This window comes from Photobacterium profundum, assembly GCF_003026285.1.
Lineage (GTDB): Bacteria > Pseudomonadota > Gammaproteobacteria > Enterobacterales > Vibrionaceae > Photobacterium > Photobacterium profundum.
Genome location: NZ_PYOD01000001.1, coordinates 351,547 through 371,618 on the forward strand (window position 1 = coordinate 351,547; position 20,072 = coordinate 371,618).

17 protein-coding genes are annotated in these 20,072 nt (G+C 38.9%); 13 read left to right on the forward strand and 4 right to left on the reverse strand.

The window, feature by feature from the left end; genetic code table 11:
• The first annotated feature begins 244 nt into the window (after positions 1-244).
• The 5 genes from C9J48_RS01435 (at position 245) to C9J48_RS01455 (ending at position 8,111) form a co-directional block, all read left to right on the forward strand.
• Complete coding sequence (locus tag C9J48_RS01435) at positions 245-1,078, forward strand: GGDEF domain-containing protein (protein WP_165481775.1); 834 nt, start codon at positions 245-247, stop codon at positions 1,076-1,078.
• Positions 1,079-1,575: 497 nt separating this feature from the next.
• Positions 1,576-3,276 (forward strand): anaerobic glycerol-3-phosphate dehydrogenase subunit A, encoded by a 1,701-nt coding sequence (gene glpA, locus C9J48_RS01440; protein WP_006231475.1) that lies wholly within the window; start codon positions 1,576-1,578, stop codon positions 3,274-3,276.
• Positions 3,273-4,601 carry a glycerol-3-phosphate dehydrogenase subunit GlpB gene (gene glpB, locus C9J48_RS01445; RefSeq protein WP_006231474.1) on the forward strand — a complete coding sequence of 443 codons (1,329 nt, stop codon included), beginning with the start codon at positions 3,273-3,275 and terminating at the stop codon, positions 4,599-4,601. Before glpA ends, glpB begins: the two co-directional genes overlap by 4 nt.
• Positions 4,598-5,809 (forward strand): anaerobic glycerol-3-phosphate dehydrogenase subunit GlpC, encoded by a 1,212-nt coding sequence (gene glpC / locus C9J48_RS01450; protein WP_006231472.1) that lies wholly within the window; start codon positions 4,598-4,600, stop codon positions 5,807-5,809. The genes glpB and glpC overlap by 4 nt, the downstream gene beginning before the upstream one ends.
• Positions 5,810-6,170: 361 nt before the next feature.
• Positions 6,171-8,111, forward strand: a complete 1,941-nt coding sequence (locus C9J48_RS01455) for a methyl-accepting chemotaxis protein (RefSeq protein WP_006231471.1) — start codon at positions 6,171-6,173, stop codon at positions 8,109-8,111.
• 22 nt (positions 8,112-8,133) lie between these two features.
• Here C9J48_RS01455 and C9J48_RS01460 read toward each other — a convergent pair whose 3' ends face one another.
• Positions 8,134-9,357, reverse strand: coding sequence for an MFS transporter (locus C9J48_RS01460; protein ID WP_036803572.1), 1,224 nt, complete (start codon positions 9,355-9,357; stop codon positions 8,134-8,136).
• A 125-nt stretch (positions 9,358-9,482) separates the two neighbouring features.
• On the opposite strand from C9J48_RS01460, the gene C9J48_RS01465 reads away from it, so the two are divergent.
• Positions 9,483-10,355, forward strand: coding sequence for a LysR family transcriptional regulator (locus tag C9J48_RS01465; protein WP_006231469.1), 873 nt, complete (start codon positions 9,483-9,485; stop codon positions 10,353-10,355).
• A gap of 619 nt (positions 10,356-10,974) precedes the next feature.
• Positions 10,975-12,342, forward strand: a complete 1,368-nt coding sequence (gene dcuC / locus C9J48_RS01470; RefSeq protein ID WP_006231468.1) for an anaerobic C4-dicarboxylate transporter DcuC — start codon at positions 10,975-10,977, stop codon at positions 12,340-12,342.
• 98 nt (positions 12,343-12,440) lie between these two features.
• Here the strand turns inward: dcuC and C9J48_RS01475 are convergent, their stop codons facing one another.
• From C9J48_RS01475 to C9J48_RS01485, 3 genes are all read right to left on the reverse strand, one after another.
• Positions 12,441-12,728, reverse strand: a complete 288-nt coding sequence (locus C9J48_RS01475) for a CDGSH iron-sulfur domain-containing protein (RefSeq protein WP_006231467.1) — start codon at positions 12,726-12,728, stop codon at positions 12,441-12,443.
• A 53-nt stretch (positions 12,729-12,781) separates the two neighbouring features.
• Entirely contained in the window at positions 12,782-13,261 is a 480-nt protein-coding gene (locus C9J48_RS01480; RefSeq protein ID WP_006231466.1) for an aminoacyl-tRNA deacylase, read from the reverse strand.
• Between the two features lie 329 nt (positions 13,262-13,590).
• Complete coding sequence (locus C9J48_RS01485; protein WP_006231465.1) at positions 13,591-13,809, reverse strand: hypothetical protein; 219 nt, start codon at positions 13,807-13,809, stop codon at positions 13,591-13,593.
• Positions 13,810-14,110: 301 nt separating this feature from the next.
• Here C9J48_RS01485 and C9J48_RS01490 point away from each other — a divergent pair, with 301 nt between their 5' ends.
• The 6 genes from C9J48_RS01490 to C9J48_RS01525 all read left to right on the forward strand — a co-directional run bounded on the left by C9J48_RS01490 (position 14,111) and on the right by C9J48_RS01525 (position 19,881).
• Positions 14,111-14,491, forward strand: a complete 381-nt coding sequence (locus tag C9J48_RS01490) for a hypothetical protein (protein ID WP_006231464.1) — start codon at positions 14,111-14,113, stop codon at positions 14,489-14,491.
• Positions 14,492-14,707: 216 nt separating this feature from the next.
• Positions 14,708-14,893: a hypothetical protein gene (locus C9J48_RS01495; RefSeq protein ID WP_006231463.1), complete on the forward strand. Its 186-nt coding sequence runs from the start codon at positions 14,708-14,710 to the stop codon at positions 14,891-14,893.
• Positions 14,894-15,193: 300 nt separating this feature from the next.
• A complete protein-coding gene (locus C9J48_RS01500) occupies positions 15,194-15,787 on the forward strand; it encodes a cyclase family protein (RefSeq protein WP_006231462.1) in 594 nt (197 codons plus the stop codon).
• Positions 15,777-16,475 (forward strand): NAD(P)H-flavin reductase, encoded by a 699-nt coding sequence (locus C9J48_RS01505; RefSeq protein WP_006231461.1) that lies wholly within the window; start codon positions 15,777-15,779, stop codon positions 16,473-16,475. Before C9J48_RS01500 ends, C9J48_RS01505 begins: the two co-directional genes overlap by 11 nt.
• Before the next feature lie 1,814 nt (positions 16,476-18,289).
• The gene (locus tag C9J48_RS01515; protein WP_006231459.1) at positions 18,290-18,601 is read left to right on the forward strand and encodes a helix-turn-helix transcriptional regulator; all 312 of its coding nucleotides are present in this window, start codon (positions 18,290-18,292) and stop codon (positions 18,599-18,601) included.
• A gap of 779 nt (positions 18,602-19,380) precedes the next feature.
• The gene (locus tag C9J48_RS01525; RefSeq protein WP_006231458.1) at positions 19,381-19,881 is read left to right on the forward strand and encodes an outer membrane beta-barrel protein; all 501 of its coding nucleotides are present in this window, start codon (positions 19,381-19,383) and stop codon (positions 19,879-19,881) included.
• Positions 19,882-20,072: the final 191 nt, after the last annotated feature.

The window sequence follows — 20,072 nt, forward strand, 5'->3', positions numbered from 1 at the left end:
TCGCAGTCGTATAATGATGCTTTCAAGCGTATTGGCCGTACTGCTTATTCTATGGATACCCTTCGACATTCTCTTTTTAACATCAGATCAAAGTATAAAAATCACGTTTGCTCGCTTATTTCTGAGTTGCTTTTTTTTCTCTCTAGCCCTAAAAAATCATCAATATAACTCATTAACACAAATACAGTTCTGTATTACATTATTCCCTATTTCATTAAATATTTTTTATCTCTATTGTTCAGTTGTGTTAGATTTCCCCGATAGCAATCTTAACTACGGGTACATTTATACTCTATTGCCTATTATTCATGTTGCGATACTCACGATCTTGCCTATCACGTTTAAAGAAAGCCTATCTTTACTTTCTATTACCGCTATAACTCAAATCTGCACCGATTATTATGCAGGTCGTTTATTTGCACCAGAATACTTAGCGATCTATTGGCTGCAAAGTGTTTTAGCATTAATGGTTATTTGGTCGCAAGTATCAAAGTTACACATGCTGATGAGGCTGTACCGCCAAGCCATTTTAGATCCATTAACAGGTATTTATAATCGCCGGATGCTATTACAGCTCGGGAAAAAAAACATGCTAGAATGCGAGCTTAAAGGTGAACCCTTTTCAGTATTACTCTTTGATATTGATAAATTTAAGCGCATTAACGATACTTGGGGTCACAGTGTTGGTGATAAAGTTCTAACAGGCTTTACCTCTTTCGTGCAAAGTAAAATTCGTAAAACAGATTTGTTTGGTCGCTACGGTGGTGAAGAATTTGTTTTATTCTTACCCGACTGCCCACCTGATACGGCAATAAAAATTTCAAACCGAATGTTAATAGCTATTCGTGATCTAAAACTGCCTATTAATATAGATAATCAATCACTTAGTATTACTACTTGTATTGGTATTTCAACCTATTCTGAAAACGATACTTTAGCTTCAATGCTCGAACGGGCAGATCTTGCGCTTTATAAGTGCAAACACTCCGGACGAGATTGCAGCCACTTCCATCCTATTGATCTTCATCATGAAAATGACGAACGCCTTAAAATAGCAGAAAAGATATCGATAAACTAATATGTTATACCTAAGTTACCTCAAGATACAGGATTCAGAGTGAACTCAACGTGTTTAATTCAAGGAAAATATGTGTAGGAATGGCACTCCCTTTCAATCATATTTGACATAGAAGTAGACTCGTTGAGTCACTCCCGAAGGGCGAGTTTTGTTGGGCTCTATGCGCCGTTGCTCATTTTCAACGTAGAAACACTAGGCCTATAAATGAGCGCCTTGCCTAGAGCCCAGCAAATTCTCGCTGAAACGAGCATCTTGAGGTGACTTGGGTATAAGCCTCATCATGTATCAAAAAAAAGAACCTAATGGTTCTTTTTTTTGTTTATATCGCTCAAAAATACGCACAACCACACATAAATGCGCGAACGAAAGCTCGATCACGCATTAGTGTGGTTCAGATCAATTAATATCCTTACATAAAGTGGCATATTTATGCCTATATGATAGGGAATCAAACAGATTCTGTATGAACTGGTTAAAAACTATAAGCGAAAACGAACATGACTAGTTGGCTTGAAACAGATGTAGTTATTATTGGTGGTGGTGCAACCGGTACAGGCATAATGCGTGACTGTGCACTGCGAGGCATCAAATGTATATTGGTCGAAAGAGATGATCTAGCATCGGGCACGACGGGTCGTAATCATGGATTACTGCACTCAGGTGCACGTTATGCAGTTACGGATGAAGAATCTGCACGCGAGTGTATTCAAGAAAACCGTATACTTAAAAATATCGCTCGTCATTGTGTTGAAGACACGCAAGGTTTATTCATCTCCCTACCCGATGATGACCTTGATTTTCAAAAGTCCTTCCTTACAGCATGTGGCCGAGCAGACATTGATGTTGAGCAATTAAGCCCAGAAGAAGCCCTTCGCTTAGAGCCAAACTGTAACCCAAATTTAATTGGTGCGGTAAAAGTACCCGACGGTACTATCGACCCATTTCGTCTCGCATCTTCTAATGTATTAGATGCTGTAGAGCATGGTGCACGCTTATTTAATCACACACATGTCACTGGGCTTATCCGTGAAGGGCATGCTGTACGTGGTGTGCGTTGCTTGAACATGAAAACTGGTGAACATTTCGATATTCGCTCAAAGCAAGTAATCAATGCAGCAGGAATATGGGGACAACAAATCTGCGAATACGGTGATTTGAATATCAAAATGTTCCCTGCAAAAGGATCGCTACTGATCCTTGATTACCGTATCAATAATTTAGTGATTAACCGTTGCCGTAAACCCTCTGATGCCGACATTTTAGTACCGGGCGATACCATTTCACTGATAGGAACAACATCTGAACGCATTGATTACGACAAGATCGATGACTTACATGTTACCAGCCGCGAAATCGATATTTTGCTTGAAGAAGGGGCAAAGCTCGCGCCTATTATGGCAAATACTCGCGTATTACGTGCGTATGCTGGCGTTCGCCCTCTTGTTGCTGTTGATGGCGATACCAGTGGCCGAAACATTAGCCGTGGCATTGTGCTGTTAGATCATGCTGAACGCGATGGCATGGACGGCTTTATAACGATTACAGGCGGTAAGTTAATGACTTATCGCATGATGGCTGAATGGGCAACAGACTTAGTCGCTAAAAAGCTGGGTAACACGCAACCTTGTATCACTCACACCAAACCTTTACCCGGTTCAGAGCAAGCACAGAAAAAAGTCAAACATACCGCAAGTATTGCTAAGCCTGTTTATCAATCAGCTTATTATCGCCATGGTGAACGTGCAGAAAAATTCTTGAAGAATGATAAGAAAAGCCAAGCCGTAATTTGCGAATGTGAAATGGTAACCAGTGGCGAAGTAGAATACGCCATTAAAGAATTAGACGTACATAACCTTGTCGATTTGCGCCGCCGTACCCGTGTAGGTATGGGCCCTTGCCAAGGTGAGCTTTGTTCTTACCGCGCAGCAGGGTTGTTTTCAGAATACGGTAAGAGTTCAGGTACAGAAGCGAGCCATTTACTGAGTGATTTCTTAGAAGAACGCTGGAAAGGCATTAAACCCGTTTTTTGGGGAGATGCATTACGTGAGGCGGAATTCACCTATTGGATTTATGAAGGTTTATTTGGTGTGAGTGATATACCAGATTCTGATCTGCCATCATTACCAATGCCGAACCTAGATACTAACAATTCAACCGCTACACAAACAAATAAGAACAAGAGTGAGGTCACATCATGAAATTCGATAGCTTAATTATAGGTGGCGGTGTAGCAGGATTAAGTTGTGCGATTCGTTGTGCAGAAGCTGGCATGAAAACAGCGGTGATCGCTGCTGGCCAAAGTGCTCTTCATTTCTCATCAGGTTCTATTGATTTCTTAAGTCGACTTCCAAATGGACAACCCGTTTATCACCCAATGGCTGCATTTGATGAGTTACAGCAACAAAATCCAGAACACCCCTACTGCAAACTGGGCAAAAGAAAAGTACAAGAAGCATTAGATTGGTATCAAGAAATGATCAAAGCGCGTGGTATCTATCTTTCTTCACAAGAAGATGAAGCGAACCATCTGCGCTTAACACCAATGGGAACCTTTCGTTCAACCTGGTTATCGCAGCAAACTGTACATCAATTTCCACTGACCAACACGGCTGGTGAATTAAATCATATTGCATTGGTAACAATCGATGGCTTCCGTGATTTCCAACCTAAATTAGCGGCTGATAATCTTTCAAAATTAGCGCAATTTAAAGATGTAAAAATTACCACGGCAGCAGTTGAACTACCTGACTTTGAAGAGATGCAGCGTAACCCTTGTGAGTTCCGCTCTATTGATATTTCACGAGTATTACGTGATGAGCGCAAGTTACACGCTTTTGCTAAATCAATGATTCAAGCCGTTGGTAAAGCAGACCTTGTGGTATTGCCTGCGGTATTTGGCAACGGTGATGGTGCTGCAGTAATCAAATTACTTGAAGGCTTAACAGGTTTTACAATTTGTGAATTACCGACCATGCCACCCTCGTTGCTGGGTATCCGTTTAGAAGAAGCCATGAAGTCCCATTTAAAAATGCTAGGTGGGATCATTCTTGTTGGGGATGAAGTTCAACGTGGTGATATTGAAGATGGCGAATTGAAACGTATATTTACTCGTAATCATCGTGATATGCCATTAACCGCTGATAATTATTTAATCGCAACTGGCAGTTTCTTCAGCCGTGGTATGGCTGCACAACGCTTAAATATTGATGAACCCATTTTCAACCTTGATACTGTTGCTATTCCAGATCGAGACCAGTGGTACCAACCTGAATTTTTCACATCAAAAGCGCATCCATTTTTGAAGATGGGCGTGATCTGCAATGATCAACTCCAAGCTTCTGCTAATAGTCAAACCATTGATAATCTATTCTGTGCAGGTGCGCTATTGGCACACTACGATCCCGTGTTCGAAGGATGTGGCAGTGGCGTTGCAATTAGCACCGGATTCCACGTTGCAGAACAAATGATCAGTAAACATACCGCACACCAAAATCAGAATAATAAAGAAAGGACTGTCGCATGAGCCTTCTGCAGAAAGACACCAGCTTTGACCAATGCATTAAGTGCACTGTGTGTACCGTTTATTGCCCTGTTGCCAAAGCAAACCCTGAGTACCCAGGCCCTAAACAATGCGGACCTGATGGCGAACGTTTACGCATCAAAAGCCCTGAATTTTATGACGAAACCTTAAAACTGTGTACTAACTGTAAGCGCTGCGAAACGGCGTGTCCTTCAGGCGTGAAGATTGGCGACATGATTGCGGTTGCACGCGACGAACATGCAAAAATGCCGTTAAACATTAAAACCATTCGTGATTTTGTACTGAGTCATACTGATTTAATGGGATCGATTGCGACACCGTTCGCACCGATAGTCAACACGATGACCAGCATTAAACCTGTTAAAAAGATCATGCATAAAACCATTGGTGTGCATGACCATAAATCATTACCGAAATATTCACACGGCACGTTCCGTCGCTGGTATAAACAAAACTGTACCAGTCAGGCATTGTACCCGCAACAAGTGCACTACTTTCACGGGTGCTTTGTGAATTACAATCACCCACAGCTGGGGAAAGATTTTGTAAAAGTAATGAACGCAATGAGTATTGGTGTCCAGTTATTGGATAAAGAAAAATGCTGTGGTGTGCCATTAATTGCGAACGGTTTTTTCGACAAAGCCAAGAAAAATGCCAAGCTAAATGTGCGCAATTTTGAAGCCGCGATTGAGAAGTATAATTCTTCTATTGTCTCAACGTCTTCAACCTGTTCTTTTACATTACGCGAAGAATATCCGCATGTATTGAAAGTCGACAATGCCAATGTGGCCGATAAAATTGAATATGTAACCCGTTTTTTACTTAAACAATTCATGAACGGTAATACACCGAAAATGAAGCCAATTAACAAGAAAATCGTCTATCACACACCATGTCACCTTGAACGTACTGGCGGTAATTTATACACCATCGAACTATTAAAGATGATCCCTGGTTTAGAGGTTGTCGTGTTAGATAGTCAATGTTGTGGACTGGCAGGTACCTATGGTTTCAAAACTGAAAACTACGATACCTCGATAGCAATAGGTGAAAATCTATTTAAGACAATTCGTCAATCAAATGCAGATTTTGCAATCACAGACTGTGAAACCTGTAAGTGGCAAATTGAAGAAAATACGCAGTTAGAAACCATTCACCCTATTTCATTACTTGCGATGGCAATTCAATAATAACCTCATCTTCACACCTAGGGCACTTTCGTGCCCTCTTCCATTAATCAGCACAATATATTCAAGCTGCCTCGCAAAGCAATAAATTGCATATAATCATTTTATTAGCAAATTTTCACTCTGATATAAGCATTCCTAAAATATACGCCTATAGTTGAATATTGTTACTCATGAATATACACGATGAAGCACTTTTTCAGCCTTCATGAGCAACACAAATATGGCATGGGAAAATTCGAAATACTTTATTAGCTGAAATTGATAGTAGCTAATGTGTTTATCTCTATAGTGCTTCATGTGATCAATATAGAAATAAACGCTATAGATCCCATCGCGTTCACACATCTCTGAGAGTATATGTATGCATGATTCTGTTGCTATTGATAAAACAAAACACACAAAAACTCGTCGCTTATTCTCGTATTTGTCAGTCAAGACAATTAAAGCGAAGCTCTACTTCATAACGAGCCTATTAATCTTAGGCATGCTGCTATACGGCACACTTGAAACGATATCATTTCGAAAATTAGATCATCTACAGTTTGCCATGCAAGAAATCACTCGTAGTAGTACAAATTTATTGACACTTCGTCGCTATGAGAAAGATTTTCTTACGCGATTAGATACGCAGTACATTGAACGTTTCAACAATGAAGCAACCACTTTAAATCAAAGAGTTAAAGACATTAAATCCATTATTGAACAATACCAGCCTGAACATGGTAATGACCTTCGCGTATTACTTTCAGAACTCGAACAATATGAAATACAATTTAATGTCATCGCCGACCAGAGCCAAATCATCGGGTTAACCACCGATGAAGGGTTAAGAGGCAACATCACAACATTTGCTAATTCTGCGGAAGAGCAACTCTTAATATCGGGAAATGATCACCTCTATCGTATGCTGCTCACTTTACGGTTGAATGAAAAAGATTTTATGCTTTCAATGAATATTGACCATTTCACGGCGTTTCAAAATAATGTCGACTCTCTTATGGTCGCCATAAAAAATACCGACCTTAGTACTAAACAACAGAATAAGTTAATTCGCAGCTTAAATCGTTATCATTTAGTGTTTGATGAACTTGTTGAAGGTTATAGCGTCATTGGTCTTACGCCGAATACTGGGCTCTATGGTGATTTACGAAACATTGTCCATACCGTTGAAAGTCAACTATTAGTGATTGAAACAGATTTATTGACCGATATTAATACCATTCAAAAACAAGAAAAATTAACACTCGCGATTATTGGTATAACGACAACACTTATCATGGCAACCTTACTCATCACGATTAGCTTTCACATATCAAAACGGCTTGCCAGCGTTAATCAAGTAATGCGTGATATTGCCGAGGGAAATGGTGATTTGACCGTTCGTATGAATGATCATGGTCATGATGAATTAGCGCAACTTAGCGGCTCATTCGATCTCTTTATATCAAAGTTGCAGGCTATCATTTCTAATGTCAGCGAAATTTCTACAAAACTCTCTTCCATTTCAGTGCAATCAGAATCGGCAGTCAGCCACAGTTTAGAAAATGCTCAGCAGCAACAAGCAGAATCATCTTCTGTCGCTACAGCAGTCAACGAATTACTCGCAACCAGTAACGAAATAGCAACCAACATTAATGATGCAGCACTCACCGCAGAAAAAGTTAAAGCCGATGCTCAAGAGAGCCTAAAAACCAATCAACAAGCGGAAAGCTCTATTAAAGGGCTCGTATCAGATATTTCACAGTCTCAAGTATTGATTGAAAAATTAGCGCAAGAAAGCGTTAATATAAACAGCGTGGTTTCAGTCATTCGCGATATTACCGGACAAACCAACCTACTGGCGTTGAATGCAGCCATAGAAGCAGCACGAGCAGGTGAGCATGGTAGAGGATTCGCGGTTGTAGCAAATGAAGTGCGTGAGTTAGCAGAAAAAACCCACAGTTCAACCAAAGAGATTGAACAAACGATTGAAATATTGCATTCCGGTATCGAGCAAAGTGTTGCCATTATGCAAAAAAGCCAATCACAAACAGACAGTACCGTTCATCAAACCGAAGAAGCTATTGATGCAATGAACCGTATTGTGTCTTCAATTTCAGATATCTTTGATAAGAACCTACAGATTGCCACAGCCTCAGAACAGCAAGCGATGGTATCAGCCGAGATAGACCGAAATATTACCCGTATATCCGATCTTGCTATCGACACCGTTGCGGCCGTTAATCAATCATCTAAGTCTAATAGGGAAGTGTCTTTAATGTCTGAACAACTCAACAAGGTTGTAGGGCAATTTAAGTATTAATTACCCACTCAGCTAAACCCAACTACACCGCAGTGTGCGTACCTTTTAGCACTGCGGCTATATCTTCTTTTGATTGAGCACGACAATGTAAGCGCCAACATAACAGATAAATCAAACCATACAGCACCATGCCACCAGCAAGAACACCATGCCAGGCACCATATTGCCAACACGCGATTAAATAGAAGCCACCGACGCTGCCACCAACATAATAATGAACAAGGTATAATGCAGTTGCTGTCGCTTTTGCTGTTTTCGCTTTTTGACTGACCCATGCATACGCCAGTGAGTGTGTGAAAAATGCCCCAGAACTAATAAACAATAAACCAGTAAGCATTGCGTACAGTGAATCATAAGCCGCAATCCACATACCAACCGCACTTACCGTTGTACCTAATACCATTCCACTTATCGGGCTATTAACTTGGCTCCAACGGCCACTCAGCTTAGCCGTAATAGTACCGCTGAGATAACAAAGAAAAATCATCGACGCTAAACTGATGGGCAATGAGTACGGGGGGGCAACAAGGCGAAAACCCATTACCGTATAAAGGTTAACAAACAACGCAAAGTTCAACCCTCCAATGAGCATAGCCAACCATAATTCTCGTTGTCTTAAATGACCAATTACACTGCGATTATGTGTACGGAGCTGCCCTTTCTGTGGGGTAAAATATTGCTGTTCCGGTAATAGTCGATTAACGGCTAATGCACCCAATAGACTAAAAATAGCCATACCAATCACAGCCACTTCCCAACCCCAATATTCAGTGACAAAACCACCGTATAAACGCCCAGTAATCCCCCCTAATGAATTCGCACTAATATAGCCACCTACAGCCAACATCAACGCCTTTGGGGTAAACTCTTCAGCCATATAAGCCACAGCAACAGCAGCAAAACCCGCCAAGGATATACCCATAGCACCGCGTGCTAACGTTAGCATTAACAAAGAGTCAGCTAACAGCATTGCCATACCAACAAACGGTAATAAGAAAAGGCTCAGCAGCATTACTTTACGACGACCAATGATCTCTGAACCTACTGCCCATGGCACCAAAGTAATCGCTAACGTCAATGTGCCTGCCGCCAATAACCAATTAACCTGAATAGCACTCGCGTTAAACTTGTCAGCCATTAATGGCAACATAGGTTGAAAAAGGTATAAGTTACAAAATACGAGAAAAGAGCCTAATGCTAATGCAAAACTCGCACGACGGTAGGCAGATGTTTTTATTTCAATCATGGCAATAGTACTCAAAATATAACGATTAATAGCCATCTATAATGGTATTAACCAAACAGTAGCAATATACTCATAATAAATAAAATATATAAAAACTATCATCTCGATAATCAAAGGTTATAGCTATGAACACTCGCCTGCTCACTTACTTTGTAACACTTGCAGAAACAGAGAACTTCACCCGCGCCGCGAAACGATTACACATCGCACAGCCAGCATTAAGTGTTGCCATCAAAAAGTTAGAGCAGCAATTAGAATTTCCTTTGTTTCATCGAAATGAACGTAAAATATCACTCTCTCATGAAGGTGAAGTTTTACTCAAACATGCTCGACTTATTTTGCAGCAAATTGACGATGCAAATATTGCAATGGCTGAGCTGAAAGGGCTTGAAAAAGGCGAAGTAAAGTTAGGGGTGCCAAGCATGTTGGGATCATATTTTTTCCCTGAAATATTAATGGGCTTTAAAAGTCAGTATCCCAACCTGAAACTCACCATTATTGAAGCTGGCACCCAATCAATTCGTCAAATGCTGTTAGACGGGGAATTAGACCTTGGCGTTATTCATAACGAAGATGTACCTGAGCGCCTTGAAACTGAACATTTAATTACATCGCAGATGGTTGCAGTGGTCAGTGAAGATCATCACCTTGCTTCACGACAATATATCGACTTTGAAGACTTCTTTAAGGAAGAGTTGGTCATGTTTAAACCGGGATATTTCCACCGAGAATTCATTGATGAGGTGTGTCATAACTATCATTTCACTCCCAAGATATCTTTCGAAACAAACTTATTACCGATGATTTTGAATATAGTTCGACATAACTTTTCAATTTCAGCATTACTTGAACTTGTTACAGAGCATGAAAAAGGCGTTATTCCAATCCCATTTAAAAAACCTGTGTACCTTAACATTGCAATGGCTTGGCGAAAAAATGGGTACCTATCACTGGCTGATAGAGCTTTTATCGATTTTGTTAAGAAACAGTGTAAATAAATCATATAATTTACATCTTGCCACGTTTATTCTTACTGCACCAATAACAGTTCCCTTAGTTTATAACGGCTTAATGAGCATTTGAACACTTAACAACCACAAGTGATAATTAATCATTTCATTACAGTAAGATAGGCGTATTTTTTCATACTTGTAGCACAAAATTAACACCCTTATTTAAACCCTGCTTTAGATCATAACTTATGATGTTAACTGTCGTCTCTCTCCCCCTTTTTAGGTAAATTACTCACAAACAATATGTAAGAAAATGTTTTTATAAAAAATACATTTTTGTTTTTATTTGTGATTGAAATGAACATTTCCATGTTGTTATTTCATCGCTATTTGTATGACTTAAACATCACTATATACAGTAATAATGCGGTTAAATATTCAACACGATCTCGGTTCTAAAAGTGCAGGCACGCAGACAAATTCCCTTTTAGCTTAATCACTAAAAGTCTGTGTGCTTATCGCTAATACCAATATGGATAAGAAAATGGTCATAACTTTGCATTGATTTAAAGGATTGAATCAACGACTCACAAGACAGCTAACTTACATACCAAAATTTGATTCATCCAATTTTAAAATTTCATTTTAGTTAGAGAGAAAAGCTATGTTAGAACTATTGATTGGCCTGGTGGTTACCATCGCGGTAGGCTATTTCATTGTAAAAAACTATAAACCTGCTGGCGTATTATTAACCGCTGGTTTGGTGCTTCTTATTACTGCAGGTGCTATAGGCCATACGGTACTACCATCATCTATTGCATCAACAGGTAACATACTGACAGATTCACTTGAATTCGTGAAATACATGCTTAAGTACCGTGGCGGCGGTTTAGGTATGCAAATCATGCTTTTATGTGGTTTCGCTTCTTACATGACACACATTGGCGCAAACAATGTTGTGGTTAAGCAGTTTTCTAAGCCGCTTTCGTTCATAAAATCGCCTTATATTCTTTTAGTCGCTGCTTATATCGTAGCTTGTCTAATGTCTTTAGCTGTTAGCTCAGCGACTGGCCTTGGTGTACTACTAATGGCAACACTATTCCCAATGATGACGGCAATGGGTATTTCCCGCCCTGCCGCAGTGGCAGTGTGTGCGTCACCAGCAGCAATCATTCTTTCACCAACATCTGGTGACGTTGTTGTTGCGGCTGAAAAAGCGGGTATGCCATTACACGTATTTGCTGTTGAAACCGTTCTTCCTGTATCAATTTGTGCAATCATCGTCATGGCTGCCGCGGCTTATTTCTGGAATAAATACCTCGATAAAAAAGAAAATACGCCAATGGAAAAGGTCAACATTTCTGAAATGGAAGTGAAAGCCCCTGCGTATTACGCAATCTTGCCTTTCTTACCTATCGTGGGTGTTTTCTTATTTAATGGCGAAACAATCAAAGGTCTATCATTAGACATTTACACCATTGTTGTTGCTTCTATCTTTTTAGGTGCAATGGTTGATTTCGTTGCCAAGCGTTTCAAAGGTAAAGAAACACTGGAAGATCTAGAATCTTGTTATGCAGGTATGGCTGATGCATTCAAAGGCGTGGTAATGCTGTTGGTTGCTGCCGGCGTATTTGCACAAGGTCTTATGTCTATCGGTGCTATCGATAATCTAATTGGCCTTGCAGAAGCTGCTGGTGCGGGTGGTTTCGCATTGATGGTTCTTCTAACAGGTCTAACTGTTGCTGCTGCGATTGCGACAGGTTCCGGTAATGCACCTTTTTACGCATTCGTAGAACTAGCGCCAACACTAGCTGCGAAAATGGGTTTAAACCCTGCATTCTTGATTATCCCTATGCTACAGGCTTCTAACCTTGGTCGTACTATTTCACCGGTTTCTGGTGTTATCGTTGCAACATCTGGTATGGGTAAAATCAGCCCATTTGAAGTTGTTAAACGTACGTCGGTTCCTGTTATTTGTGGCTTAATTACCGTTATTATTGGCACCATGGTTCTAGTACCAATGTATACATAAACATTATTTGCATAAGCAAGAACCAAAGTAACAATCTAAGCCCACGTTCTTGTGGGCTTTTTTAATCTTAAATAAACGTACCATAATTACAAAAAAGGTTACTGTGAATCATCTTTATTAGGGGCTTCTAAACCAATATCATCTTCAGAGTACGCCTTATGGCTTCCATCACAATACGGTTGATTACCGCTTTGTTTACACTGGCATAGCCAACGTTGTTCTGTTTTTTCTGCCGTAAAGTACATAGGTTCAAATTCAGTACCTAGGTGTGAATCGTCACAAAATGGCTGTGTGTGCGAATAACCACACACACAAAATTGGTATGTTTTACCTTTTTCTAATTGGACAAGCACTGGCTGATTATCTGCAATAATATTATTCGACATACTCCTCCCCTTTACGATAAAGATAGAATATCAATGCTACTGCTTAAACATCCCTAATGAAGCATATCTTCACTAAAGCGTGTATGTTTCGCATTAGCCATAATGCTTTTAAAAGCCTCGTGATCTACCTGCAATAGCGTCTGATGATCCCCTGCTTCAATATAGACACCTTCTAAGGTATCAAGAAGGTCATCACACACAACCGTCATATTAAATGCACCGCCAACAGGGGGAATTGCACCGTCTTCACAATCAGCAAACAAATTATATATATCCTTCTCTTTAATCAATTGATAAGACGCATTAAATTTTTCATTCAATGTGGATATACATATCTTTTTATCTGCGGGTAATACAGCCATGACCTTGTGCCCATCATGATCGACAAGCAAGACTGCTTTTGCAATATTCTTAGGGTGAATGCTTGATGCCACAGCGGTGCTTATTGAACCTGTGCTATGAAAGTGAGGAACCGTTTTATACGCAATATTATTTTTGTCTAAGTACTCATTCAATCTAGTAGAAATAGTCATAATGACCTCCAACATTACTCATACACAATAACGTCAATTTAATGTGTAGTAGTAAGGTAAGAATCATGGTTATCTTTTATATCACTACGACACAAAATATATCTGCCAGTCCGTCCTAGTTGAGTATAGTTCTGCGTCGATTGTTTAACTAGCTAAGCGGCTTCCCAACTCACTAGTCGCATAATGATTAAAACAGAAATACAAGATTGCTATACCCAAGCAGCCCTAAGATGAAGGATTCAGAGTAATATCAGCGTATTTAATTCAAGGAAAGAGATATCATTAATCTTGATCCAACAGATTAATGAAATAGGAAAGGTACAGAGATATTAAATAATGCGTCGGTGGATATAACCATCAGTTATTTCACCGCCAATAAAATCAACAGAGTCAACAACATGTACAATCATTGACGCATGTAATACAACCATTGATATTACGGCTAAACTAAACTTCTTGAACTTAATTAGAGTTGATTCAGAGATTCGACCAGTTTTTACAAGGTAAATTAACACGACCCACTTAAGTAAAGAAAAGATTGCGTACATAAAGCCCTTATTTGTATTGTAGATAGCACCCGCACATTTTACATGATTTCATAAACGAGACAAATCAACGACCAACTCAACATATAGAGTGTAAATCACACTTAACATGGCCATTTACTGAACGACTATAATTCCCGCCTCCAAAATTTATCTAAAGTAGAAACCCTAAAACAGCATTCAAGATGCACATTTTGTACACTCAACTATTACGCAATAAAACACCATCCACCATGCTGATTCATTATTATTTTCAATGAATAATACAAAAGCGCACAATGAAACGCATATATGGAATGTAAACATGAAGAAGAAGACGCTAATTGTATTGATTGTCGGCCTATTTCCAATGCTCAGCATGGCAGAATGCGTCCCAAGTGGAGTGATGGAAAACACCGTATGCGTCGATTCTAACGGGACGGTTCGTACAACATACCAACATGATGAAGAATTCCGTTCGCGTAACAACCTTGACCAACCACGAAAAAATGACCCTCGTGGTAACCCATTAGACCAGTCAGGTGATAGTGTCGGTTTTACGTTTTGGACGGATGAACCAGAGAACGAATTTGAACTAAATCTTACACCTAAGCATCAAGAAACAATCACTAAAGCGAATGACCCAACACGATCAGTGATGTTATCTGCTGAAACGTGTGATGGATATGCATGCCCTTACCCGTGATGCCTGCTGTACACCGCCCCAATAGGCATCGTCTATTGGCAACGCTTATATTCAGGTTAACTTCAGTTATATAGTTTAACATGATCAATATATTGCATATGGTGACTATTCAAAAGCCTCTATGCAATCTTAATCTGCTAGTTAAGCACCTATAGAGGCCACTAATTAACCAGTAGATTTTATAAATATGTATGCTGATATAATGGAGAAGTCGCAATGAAAAAGTCCCTCATATTACTGTGTTTCTTTTTTTCTAGTTTTACTTATGCAAACTTCAGTGGTGGAAGTACTGTAAGTGTTCCCCATATCGTCTGTATGCAAGATGGCAAAATGCTTGGCACGACAGCTATGCCTATAACCGAGTGCAACGAACTCAAAGCCGAACAAGCCAATAAAAAATAATCAACATTTTGCCGTTCACTATAACAAGGCCAGCACCTCACTGGCCTGATTAATCACCTTTTATCATGCCCTATTTATTCTTGTCAGACCACGTATTGCTTGATGCCTTTCTTATGCTTATTTAATCACTCGATAAATGAATTACAATTAATTCACTATTATGTTGTAACTAAATGGCATACGAGCAGCGTGAATTCAGTATTTAATGTCCTTATCTTGATGTTTATTGTCTCAATATTTGTAATAGAGCATACATATTGTCTCTAGAATACTTCCTATCAACTTTGAAGAGGAAGAAACATGAACCGAAAAAATATTAGTATTGAAATTTCAAAAGACCATCCTGCTTATCAGTGGGCGAAGCGCCAGTCTGATTCTGTAAATGCAATGGGCCATATCGGCACCCACATTGATTGTTATACCAAAATACCACTGGAGGCAACATATACGACACCAGTTCACATTATTAACTGTTCGGAAGCAATGCCAACGTTAGCTCAGGTTGAAACGCTTAACCTATCGGGAAAATCACTAGTTCTATATACAGGAAACTTTGAAAAGAATGGTTACGGGAATTCAAATTATGGTGCGAAATCTACAGTGCTGAATAGTGATGTACTAGATTCGATCCTGAATAGTTCACCAATGTTTATAGCGATTGATAGCTATGGGATTGGTGCGCATGGAGATGAACATATTTCGTTTGATAAGCGCTGTGAAGAGAATAATTGTTTCGTTATAGAAAACATCTGTCTGACTAAAGTAATGCTTGGCACCTTAGATTCACTGGAGATTAGTTTCGATCCAACCTCTGCCTCAACGGGTAAGCGCTGTGACGTTATTGCGGTTAGCGATGAGCAGCTAGGTAAGGAGGGGGCGGCCTGTGAATTGTAAGATCCTTAATTTGACATACCTTAACACAAAAACGTTAAGCGTCATTTTAGAAGCCGAAGGTGACTTCGATTTTCTTGCGGGTCAATATGTAGTAGTTGAGTTAGGGGAGAGTGAAAAATTACCATTTTCAATTGCCAGCTCACCAGAGGGGAACCGCAAGTTTGAACTACATTTAGGCGGCATTTCAAAAGATAGCACGTTAGCTAAAAGTGCAGTGTACCTGCAACAATGCTTTCAAAATAAAGAAAGCGTGATTGTTGAAAGCGCGAAGGGGCATGCTTGGTTGCGTCCTGCTGATGGGAAAATTGTACTGGTTGCAGGAGGTTCAGGTTACACCTATACCCGCAGCCTATTAAAGGAAGTCCTAAAACGTAACCCCGAGAGTGATATTACTCTCTATTGGGGGTGCCATAGTGAGGCTGATCTTTATGAGCATGGTTATCTTGCTGAATTAGAAGCAGCATACTCTGGCTTTACTTATATCCCTGTGACTGAAGTTACTCCAAAGAGTGTAGTGGCACGTCAAGGAGGATTACTCGCTATCGTTTATGAAGATTGCGACTTCAACACTCTGCCAGATATTTATATCTGCGGGCGCTATGAAATGGTTCAGGTTGCATATTTACACCTTAAAAATAAATGTAAAGGTCGACTAAATATTTATTCAGATGCGTTACCCGCAGCATAAATTTGTTCAGGCACAGTTTAGTGCCTGATTCAATCAACCCATAGCGCAGATGCGAAACAAAGCAACGCAGATCCTAATAACACCAATCCCAGATTTTGGATAACACCAGCGCTCCCTAAACCTGCAGCAGCATAAGATAATAAACCCTTTTGAAAATAATGAAATTGTACTTAGCAGGGACGTGACAATAGAAAACCGCTCTCTCTACGTCCAATTTTTCAGCATAACTCGCTGGTCGAAAACGCTACTGACTCAAAAGTCCACATTAACCGCCCTTCATGCAGCCAAGTCGCTTTTGCTCTTAATTAGATGACTAACACTATGATTTTGATTTGTTTACCATCAAGTCATGCCGAAGCTGAATTGATAACATGATCAACATCATATGCATTGATATAGGCAGTAAACTTCCAGATACATTTTGTATTATTTTGCGTACATAACGAGCTAAAATAGCAGGCGGTAAGCGTTAAGGAGCTTAGTGTGGTGTTCTACCCTACCAAATCGACTATTTAACATAATACGCACTTGGCAGACATTGTTTTTCGTCAATGGATTGTCGCAAATGTTTTTTAATTATGCTGATAAGTCATGTGATTGCTATTTACAATTAAATGTAATCTAAGAGATCACATGCTTAATGTTAAAAAGTCGTTATTCAGTAACATCTGATTAAATTGAGAATTTAATGATTCACTCTGTATGAACGATTATTTCATATCAAACCATTTTTTTGGTAAAGGCCTTTTAAAGTCACGTCTATGCCATAAATCATATTCATTCATGGCTACTTTATGATTTTCATAATAGTAAATGTTACCAATACCATCATCTTTTATATCATAAAAGATTGCCGTCGAATTTAAAAGAGGATATATACCACAGGTTATTTTTTTGTTTTTACTTTGTCTTAAACTTATTATGTTTTCGATTTCAAACTCTCCACTTCGAATGAAATATATTTACGCTTTGTTTTTAACAACAACCCATTCGCTTTATCTTTTATTTTTTTGTTAAGCAAAGCATTTCTTTCTTTTAAAGTACTCATTTTTGAACTCATCATACGTTATTACTAAACTAGACTGTAAGAATTCGTGATATGACTCCATAACAAGGTGAACCGATGATAAAAGATCATTTCTCTTTGAGATTTTTGTTGCGACAAATCCGTTAGTACATTCATCATAAAAACAAAAATACACATAATCAATTTTATCTATAACAATCAAATCACCAAATTCAGACTTCAATTCTTTTATAAAACATTCATAATTCATAGTTAAACTCTTAATTACAGTTTAACAACAAAAATACATTATCGGGGTGTATTGTAAATTAGGCACATTCAATACTTAGAGGAAAATCAACCCATGAGAATACTACTTAACAAGTATTGATAGGAAACATACACATGAAAAATCACATGAATCGAGTGGAGCACTGTGTAGTTAGTGTACCTTGCTTCGATCAGCTTTATTCTCATTGAGTGATCAACACAACACCAAAAGCCTTTACTAGTATAAAAAAAACATTGTTAATGTAAGTATTTATAGACAATAAGGTTAAGCGAGGTGTGTTATGTATTACATTTTAAACAAGTGCGATAAATGTAAATCAAATAGAATTCACTATATATTAAAACGTAGCTATTTTGAGGTAGTAACACATCGAAAACATAAAATGTTCAGGCTGTAACGCTGTAATGTTTTTCAAACAAAGTAAAAGCCAATCGTAATATCGCTCACTGCAAAAGACAAAAACAACGCTCAATTTCATCGAAAACATTGAATCGAACAGATCAATAAGGCAAGAACATGCATCAGTATAATAAAGACGCCATAACATATAGAATTAAAGAATGCAGAGAACGGAATAATTTAACTCAAGAGTACATAGCTAGAAAAATAAAAGTATCAAGGAAAACTTACATTGACATTGAAGCTGGAAAAACAGCTCTCAAAGTATCAACCTTATTTGACATTTCAGACTGCCTAGGCTGTAAAATTTCTTATTTACTTGGAACTGATGAGTGTGAGCCATCGGTTGGGGAAGTTTTAAATAGTCTATTGAAAATAAATGGGTATAAAATAGTAAAGGATAATAGTAATTACATTAATCCCACATAGCTTATATTTAAATTATTAACCTTTCGATGAAATTGAACATGTGCAATCACTCCCTACCTATTAACAATTCAATAACTCCCCCTACTGTCAGTTTCAAAATATACTCTGCAAAATTACTAATATTTACTCTAAGTAACACCCTATAATATTAGTCTCATTATTTCTTTGCGTACTTGGCTGACATTGTTTTTCTTGTAGATGAATTATCAAAAACGACATTACTGAGGAAGTCACAAACATACCCGTTGATAAGTTCAAGGTAAGCGGTCCCAATACCGCCATCTCGATTGTATCAAACAATGGCTTCCATCAATTCAGGTGGGTTTGGTGAGTCAGCGTGATATATCGAGTCTCGGTAAAGCCCAATCCAAATATCACAACCTTGCTCAAGCTGACCAGTATCTCGTGAGTCAGAAGGTATTGCCTTTTATCTGCACGTTCTTCCTGTTTACGGTTGAGCTGGGTAACTAGGAACACAACGCAATTTTTCATCATCAAGCATTTTTTATGCCCCCATTTTGCCCCCAAACGCCCTTTTTCGATCAGTTTTGCCCCAAAAAAAACAAGAGATATGACCCCTCCACAACCTACATTTTTAGACGATCAAGAATAAGCTCAAAAGGATCCTAACGAGCACTGATAATGTGGTTGAAATCAAGACGAGAAAATAAGCGCTTCTTCATCGCCTATCAAAAAATCAATCTTATTTATCTCAAATGGCACTTTAAATGTACAGTGTTTTAAATAAGATAGAGAGATTAGCCAATAGGAGCTCAATAATGAATAAAATCAAATTGCTTGCCTTTACTATGTTCGCCGTACTACCTGCTGCATCACAAGCTCAAGATGTGCAGACGTATTTTGGTGCTAACTACCAGCATAGTAATGTTAAAGTTGGAAGCCACCGTACGAATGTTGACGGCATTCAATTCCAAGCAGCCAGTGAATTGGGATGGGGAAATGTAAAAGGTTCGGCAGCGACACTTACTGGTAACGGTGCTGATTTAGACAATTACACCCTCTCCGTCGAAAAGCCATATAGCATTAAGCAATCAGATTTCTTTGTCGCACCAGAAACAGGTGTAACCTATGCCCGTTATAAGGATAATCAACTAAAAGAGTCTGATATGGGTCTGATGGTTGGTGCATCGTTAGGATACAATATCAACAAGCAGTTCCAGCTTGTAAGTAATTACAATCACTCATTCGGATTAACATCAAGTCATAATAATATTGATGAAGACAACTTGAGTGCCGGTATTAACTATCGATTCAACTGATAAAAATAAGACACTAGAAATACTTCCAAGAATAATATCCTTCTAGCCTAACTAACACAGTTAGGCTTTTCCCCTGTTAGTCCTTCACCTTGATAAACGTGTACTTCTTAATGTTCGGTGCTATATCAGCAACAGGAATATTGGGATAATTACCACTAGGAAACATCTGCTTTAATCCATAATAAAACGGC